Here is a 6,000-nt window from a genome sequence, read left to right as displayed (position 1 = left end):
CTCACCCTCTCGGGCTTTCCTCCGGGCTTCCCTTCGGTGTTTCCGACTCTATCAGATCTTTTCTCGATCCGATTTCCTCGGTGCTTTCCAGGTTCCCGCTCTCGCGTTTCCCTTTCCGGCGGTTCCGACTCTATCAGATCCTTTCGGCGTCTGACCCCCAGTCAGCGGGGTTTGTCTTCCCGGCCGTTGGGCCGTTCCGACGTCTCAAACCTTAGCGGATCCGCTCGGCGATTCCCAATCGGGCCGCCGGGCTTCCCTTCGAATTGAATTCGGGCACGCCGAAAACAACCCGTTCGGGAGATCGTGCTGATGGTGTGAGGGGTGCCGCTCGGGGCGGCTGAGGTGCTGCTGCGGAACCGTTACGGCTCCGTGGCAACCCGAAGAACTCTACGCAACAGGCAGGGGGGTGTCAACCGGCCCTGTCAAGATCTTTTCCGCTCTCTCAGTCGAGGTCGCTGAGGCGGCCGCCGGCGTCCGGCTGGGCGTGCTCCACCCGCCGCAGGAGACGGGTCAGCACTTCGCCGAGCACCGCTCGCTCCGCGGGCGTGAGGTCCTGGAGCAGGTCCTCCTCGAAGACGGTCGCCAGGCGCATTGCCTCCAGCCACTTCTCTCGCCCTTCCGGGGTCAGCTCCACGATGACCCGCACGCGGTTGGACTCGTCCCTCTCACGGGTGACCAGTCCTTCGGAGACCATGCGGTCGATCCGGTGGGTCATCGCGGCCGGGGTGAGACCGAGGCGCTTGGCGAGGTCGCTGGGGCCCATGCGGTACGGGGCACCGGAGAGGACCAGGGCCTTGAGCACCTCCCACTCGGCGTTGCTGATGCCGAGGGCGGAGGTCTGGCGGCCGTAGGCGACGTTCATACGGCGGTTGAGCCGGGACAGCGCCGACACGATCTTCTCGACCTGTGGATCGAGGTCGTGGAACTCGCGCTGGTAGGCGGCGATCTGCTCTTCGAGCGTCGGCTCTGTGACGCCGGGGGCTGTGTCGGCCATGGCGGCAGTATCGCACGCAGCGCCTTTGCCTTGAAGTCCTTCGGTGTGTACTCTTTAGCTTCGAACTTTAGCTTCGAAGTCTTCAGGCTTAACTAGTGAGAGAGGTGAACGTGACCAGGGCGATGGGCGCAGCGATGCGCCGGATCCACGTGGGCAACGCACTCAGCGCATTCGGGCTCGGCTTCACGGTCCCGTACCTGTACGTCTATGTGGCGCAGGTGCGGGCGCTGGGAGCCATGACGGCGGGGCTCGTGCTCGCCGTCTTCGCCGTGGCCGCGCTGATCGTGCTGCCGTTCGCCGGCAGGGCGATCGTGCGGCGCGGCCCGCTGCCGGTCCTGCTCACCGCCCTGGTCACCGCCGCGCTCGGCGCGCTGAGCCTCGGGCTCGCGGGCAGCGCCGCCGCCGTACTGCTGTCGGCCGCGGCGCTCGGTGCCGGGCAGGCCGTGATGCAGCCGGCGCTGGCGACGATGATCGTGGACTGCTCCTCGGCGGACACCCGGTCGCGGGCGTTCGCGATGCAGTTCTTCCTGCAGAACCTGGGGCTGGGCATAGGCGGCCTCATCGGCGGTCACCTCGTCGACACCACGCGCGTGTCGTCGTTCACGCTTCTCTTCGCGATCGAGGCGGCGATGTTCCTGCTGCTGGTCGGCGTGATGGCGACCGTGCGGATGCCGCACTCACCGCGGATGGAGGAGGCTCCCGGGTCGGCGAAGGGCAGCTGGAAGCAGCTGCTCGGGAACCGGGCGATGGTGCAGCTCTGTGTGCTGGGCTTCGTGCTGTTCTTCGCCTGCTACGGCCAGTTCGAGTCCGGGCTGAGCGCCTACGGCGTCGAGGCCGCCGGGATATCCACGTCCGCGCTGGGGACGGCCCTGGCCGCGAACACGCTGATGATCGTGGTCGCCCAGTTCGCCGTGCTGAAGTTCGTGGAGCGGCGCCGGCGTTCGCGGGTGATCGCTGGAGTGGGTCTCATCTGGGCCGTCGCCTGGCTGGCCGCCGGGTACGCGGGGCTGGGGCACGGCAGCCAGGAGATGGCGACGGCCGCCTTCGTCTCGACGTACGCGCTGTTCGGGCTGGGTGAGGCGATGCTGTCGCCGACCGTCGCGCCGCTTGTCGCCGATCTGGCGCCGGAGGGCATGGCCGGGCAGTACAACTCGGCGTTCGCGCTGGTCAAGCAGCTGGCGCTGGCCGTCGGTCCGGCGGTGGGCGGGCCGCTGGGTGCCGAGCTGCACGGGCCGTACGTGGTGACCTTCCTGGCGTTCTCGTTGGGGATCAGCGTGCTGGCACTGCGGCTGGGCAGGCGGCTCACCCCGGTGCAGGACCGGCCTTGCCTCGCCCGCGGGACCCGGGTGGTCGCCCGGGGTGCGGCACCTGCGGAGTCCCTGGCCGCGTAGTCGTGCGGCGGCCGGTGCGGGTGCTGGGCGGGGCGGGGTCGTCTGCCGGCTCCGGCGGGGTGCCGCTGCGCAGGCGCCCCGAAGCGGCGCGGGAAACTGCTCGACCAGCCACGGAGCGCCCGCACCCGGCAGTCCGCCCCCACCCGGCAGTGCGCCCGCGCCCCACGGCGCCTAGCCCTTGGGCAGTACGAACTCGCACCAGACGGCCTTGCCGCCGCCAGGCGTTCTGCGGCAGCCCCACTGGGAGGCGATCGTCGCCACGATGGCGATGCCCCGGCCCGACTCGTCGCCCGGTTCCGCGCGGCGGCGGCGCGGGAGGTGGTCGTCGCCGTCCGTCACCTCGATGATCAGGCGGCGGTCGGTGCGGCGTAGCCGCAGCCGCATCGGTGGGGTGCCGTGCTGGAGGGAGTTGGCGACCAACTCGCTCGCGGCGAGGACACCGAGGTCATGCAGCTCGGGCGGGAAACGCCAGCTCGTCAGCACGCCGGAGGCGAAGGCACGCGCGCGGGGGGCCGCCTCGACGCCGCCGAGGAGTTCCAGGGCGGCGTTGCGGAAGAGCTCGCCGTCGGGGCCCGTACGCGCGGGGTGCTGCAGGACGAGGACGGCGACGTCGTCGTCGTGGTCGGCGGTGACACCGGCCGAGCGGACCAGGCGGTCGCAGACGACCTGCGGCGTGCCGGTGGCGCCGGCGAGGGCGCCCTCGAGTGCGGCGATGCCCTCGTCCAGGTCCTCGTCACGGCGCTCGACCAGGCCGTCGGTGTAGAGGACGGCCGTCGAGCCCGGGCCCAGCGCGATCGAGCCCGACGCGTGCATCCAGCCGCCGGTGCCGAGCGGCGGGCCGGTGGGTTCGTCGGCGCGCGAGACCGTGCCGTTCTCGTCTCGGACCAGGATCGGCAGGTGGCCGGCGGAGGCGTAGACCAGGCGGCCCTCGTTGGGGTCGTGGATGGCGTAGACGCAGGTGGCGATCTGGTTGGCGTCGATCTCGGTGGCGAGGCCGTCGAGGAGTTGCAGTACCTCGTGCGGGGGCAGGTCGAGGCGGGCGTAGGCGCGGACGGCCGTACGGAGCTGGCCCATGACGGCCGCAGCGCGCACCCCTCGGCCCATGACGTCACCGATGACCAGGGCGGTGCGGCCGCCGCCGAGGGTGATCACGTCGTACCAGTCGCCGCCGACCGCGGCCTCGGTGCCGCCGGGCTGGTAGGTGGCGGCGATGCGCAGGTCGTCGGGCTGTTCCAGTTCCTGCGGGAGGAGGGAGCGCTGGAGGGTGACGGCGGTCTCGCGCTGGCGGCGCTCGCTGGCCCGCAGGCGTTCGGCGGCCTCGGCGTGGTCGGTGACGTCGGTGGCGAAGACGAGCACGCCGCCGTCGCGGTCGCCGTCCTCGGCGACGGGGGTGCAGGTGAAGGTGTAGGAGCGGCCGTCGACGGCCTTGCGGGACTTCAGGGTGCGGGGCTTGCCGCTGCGCAGCACCTGGTCGAGGAGCGGGAGCAGGCCCAGTGCGGCGAGCTCCGGGAGCGCCTCGTGCGCGGGCGCGCCCGTCGCCCGTGCGCCGAAGGCCGCCGTGTAGGCGTCGTTGACGTAGCCGATGCGGTGGTCCGGGCCGTGCACGAGCGCGACGAGGGCCGGGACGCGGTCGAGGACGTCGCGCGCGGGCAGTTCGTCGACGGCGGGCACCGGGGGTGTGCCGTCGGCCGGCTGTTCGGCGCGGGCCGCGGGCACGGAGCCTTCCCCCCGCCGGTCCGGGGAGACCGGGGTCTCGGTCCGCGCGGCGGCGCGGCGCTGTGTTCCGGGGAGCCGGGCGCTCCAGCGCGTGAAGTTCACTTGGGAAGAAGCCTCGTGGGTGCTGAGGGCGGGCGGGTGGCCCGTCCGAGGACGTGGGGCAGTCTGGCAGGTGGCGGCGCCGCGGCGACATCCGTCAGACGCCTGGGCGGGCCGGGGAGTTCCTGGGTCCGGTCAGGACGACCCCTTCGGGTCGTCCGAGGGGCTGTGAGGAGGCTTTCCACCGGCCGCGAGTTCGAACTCCGCTCGCGGATGTTCGAGTGAACCGAGCGAGACGATCTCCCGTTTGAAGAGCCCGGCGAGGGTCCATTCCGCCAGGACGCGGGCCTTGCGGTTGAGGGTGGGCACCCTGCTGAGGTGGTAGACGCGGTGCATCAACCAGGCAGGGTAGCCCTTCAGCTTGCGCCCGTAGACCTGGGCGACGCCCTTGTGCAGGCCGAGGGAGGCGACGGAGCCGACGTACCTGTGCGCGTACGTGTCCAACGGCTCGCCGCGCAGCGCGTGGGCGATGTTGTCGCCGAGGACCTTGGCCTGGCGTACGGCGTGCTGGGCGTTCGGCGCGGTCTCGGTGCCGGGTTCGGCGGCGGTGACGTCGGGCACGGCCGCCGCGTCGCCGGCTCCCCAGGCGTGCTCCGCGCCGTCGACGGTCAGCCGGGCGGTGCACTTCAGCCGGCCGCGCTCGGTGAGCGGCAGGCCGGTGGCGGCGAGCAGCGGGTGCGGTTTGACGCCGGCGGTCCACACGACCGTACGGGTCGGGAAGCGCTGGCCGTCGCTGAGGACGGCGACGCGGTCGGCGCAGGAGTCCAGGCGGGTGTCCAGCAGGACCTGGATGTTGCGGCGGCGCAGCTGGGTGACGGTGTAGCGGCCCATCTCGGCGCCGACCTCGGGCAGGATCCGGTCGGAGGCCTCCACGAGGATCCACTTCATGTCCTCGGGGCGGACGTTGTGGTAGTAGCGCGCGGCGTAGCGGGCCATGTCCTCCAGCTCGGCGAGCGCCTCGACGCCCGCGTAGCCGCCGCCGACGAAGACGAAGGTGAGGGCGGCGTCGCGGATCGCGGGGTCGCGGGTGGAGGAGGCGATGTCCATCTGCTCGATGACGTGGTTGCGCAGGCCGATGGCCTCCTCGACGGTCTTGAAGCCGATGCCGTACTCGGCGAGGCCGGGGATGGGCAGGGTGCGGGAGACCGAGCCGGGGGCGAGCACGAGTTCGTCGTAGCCGAGAAGTTCGGCCGCGCTGCCCTCCTCGGCGGTGGCGAGGGTGTGGACGGCGGCGGTGCGCACCGCGTGGTCGATGGAGGTGACCTCGCCGACGACGACGTGGCACTGGTCCAGGACGCGGCGCAGCGGTACGACGACATGGCGAGGGGAAATCGAACCCGCGGCCGCTTCGGGAAGGAACGGCTGGTACGTCATGTAGGGGTCGGGGGTGACGACGGTGATCTCGGCCTCACCCCGTTTGAGCTCGCCCTTCAGCTTCCGCTGCAGCCGCAGGGCCGTGTACATCCCGACGTAGCCGCCGCCGACAACCAGAATGCGCGCACGTTCCTTCACCATCCCATGACGCACCCGGCTCAGTTGTTTGTCCACAGCCCCGGCAAATTGTGTGACTGGCGGCCGGACGCGGACGGGGCCGGGTGCGGTGTCCGGGCAGGACGAAAGCGGCCAGGTCAGCAGGGTCGGGCGAGGAGGAGCGAAGGTGAGGAAACGGGACGTACGAGGCCCGTACTCCGATCGGGGGGCGCACTGTGCGGAACCTGCCCCTTCTGAATTGACTTCCTCTCAACTATGTTCGTGTGTCGACGGGGTGTAGGGGATGTGATCGACCGGGTACCGCGACGG

Annotated in this window: 4 protein-coding genes; 1 reads left to right on the top strand and 3 read right to left on the bottom strand. The window is 71.3% G+C overall.

All coding sequences use genetic code 11. From position 1 onward, the window contains the following. Window positions 1-442 precede the first annotated feature (442 nt). Window positions 443-994, bottom strand: a complete 552-nt coding sequence (locus ACZ7HQ_RS26180) for a MarR family winged helix-turn-helix transcriptional regulator (RefSeq protein ID WP_470994385.1) — start codon at window positions 992-994, stop codon at window positions 443-445. Window positions 995-1,116: 122 nt separating this feature from the next. Between ACZ7HQ_RS26180 and ACZ7HQ_RS26175 the strand changes: the two genes are divergently transcribed. Further along, on the top strand, window positions 1,117-2,385 hold the full coding sequence (locus tag ACZ7HQ_RS26175; RefSeq protein WP_470994440.1) for an MFS transporter: 1,269 nt from the start codon (window positions 1,117-1,119) through the stop codon (window positions 2,383-2,385). Between the two features lie 171 nt (window positions 2,386-2,556). Here the strand turns inward: ACZ7HQ_RS26175 and ACZ7HQ_RS26170 are convergent, their stop codons facing one another. Together ACZ7HQ_RS26170 and ACZ7HQ_RS26165 are read right to left on the bottom strand one after the other, a co-directional pair. Next, window positions 2,557-4,203, bottom strand: coding sequence for an ATP-binding SpoIIE family protein phosphatase (locus ACZ7HQ_RS26170; protein ID WP_470994384.1), 1,647 nt, complete (start codon window positions 4,201-4,203; stop codon window positions 2,557-2,559). Window positions 4,204-4,335: 132 nt separating this feature from the next. Continuing rightward, window positions 4,336-5,715, bottom strand: coding sequence for an NAD(P)/FAD-dependent oxidoreductase (locus ACZ7HQ_RS26165; RefSeq protein WP_470994383.1), 1,380 nt, complete (start codon window positions 5,713-5,715; stop codon window positions 4,336-4,338). Window positions 5,716-6,000 lie beyond the last annotated feature (285 nt).

The sequence above is a fragment of the Streptomyces sp. NPDC037290 genome (genome assembly GCF_055603245.1).
Note: the sequence above shows the minus strand (reverse complement) of the source record. Positions and strands in the feature narration are given on the sequence as shown.

Coding starts and splice junctions, on each gene's coding strand:
- ACZ7HQ_RS26165 (WP_470994383.1), bottom strand. CDS start 5,715: ATGGTGAAGGAACGTGCGCGCATTCTGGTTGTCGGCGGCGGCTACGTC.
- ACZ7HQ_RS26175 (WP_470994440.1), top strand. CDS start 1,117: ATGGGCGCAGCGATGCGCCGGATCCACGTGGGCAACGCACTCAGCGCA.
- ACZ7HQ_RS26180 (WP_470994385.1), bottom strand. CDS start 994: ATGGCCGACACAGCCCCCGGCGTCACAGAGCCGACGCTCGAAGAGCAG.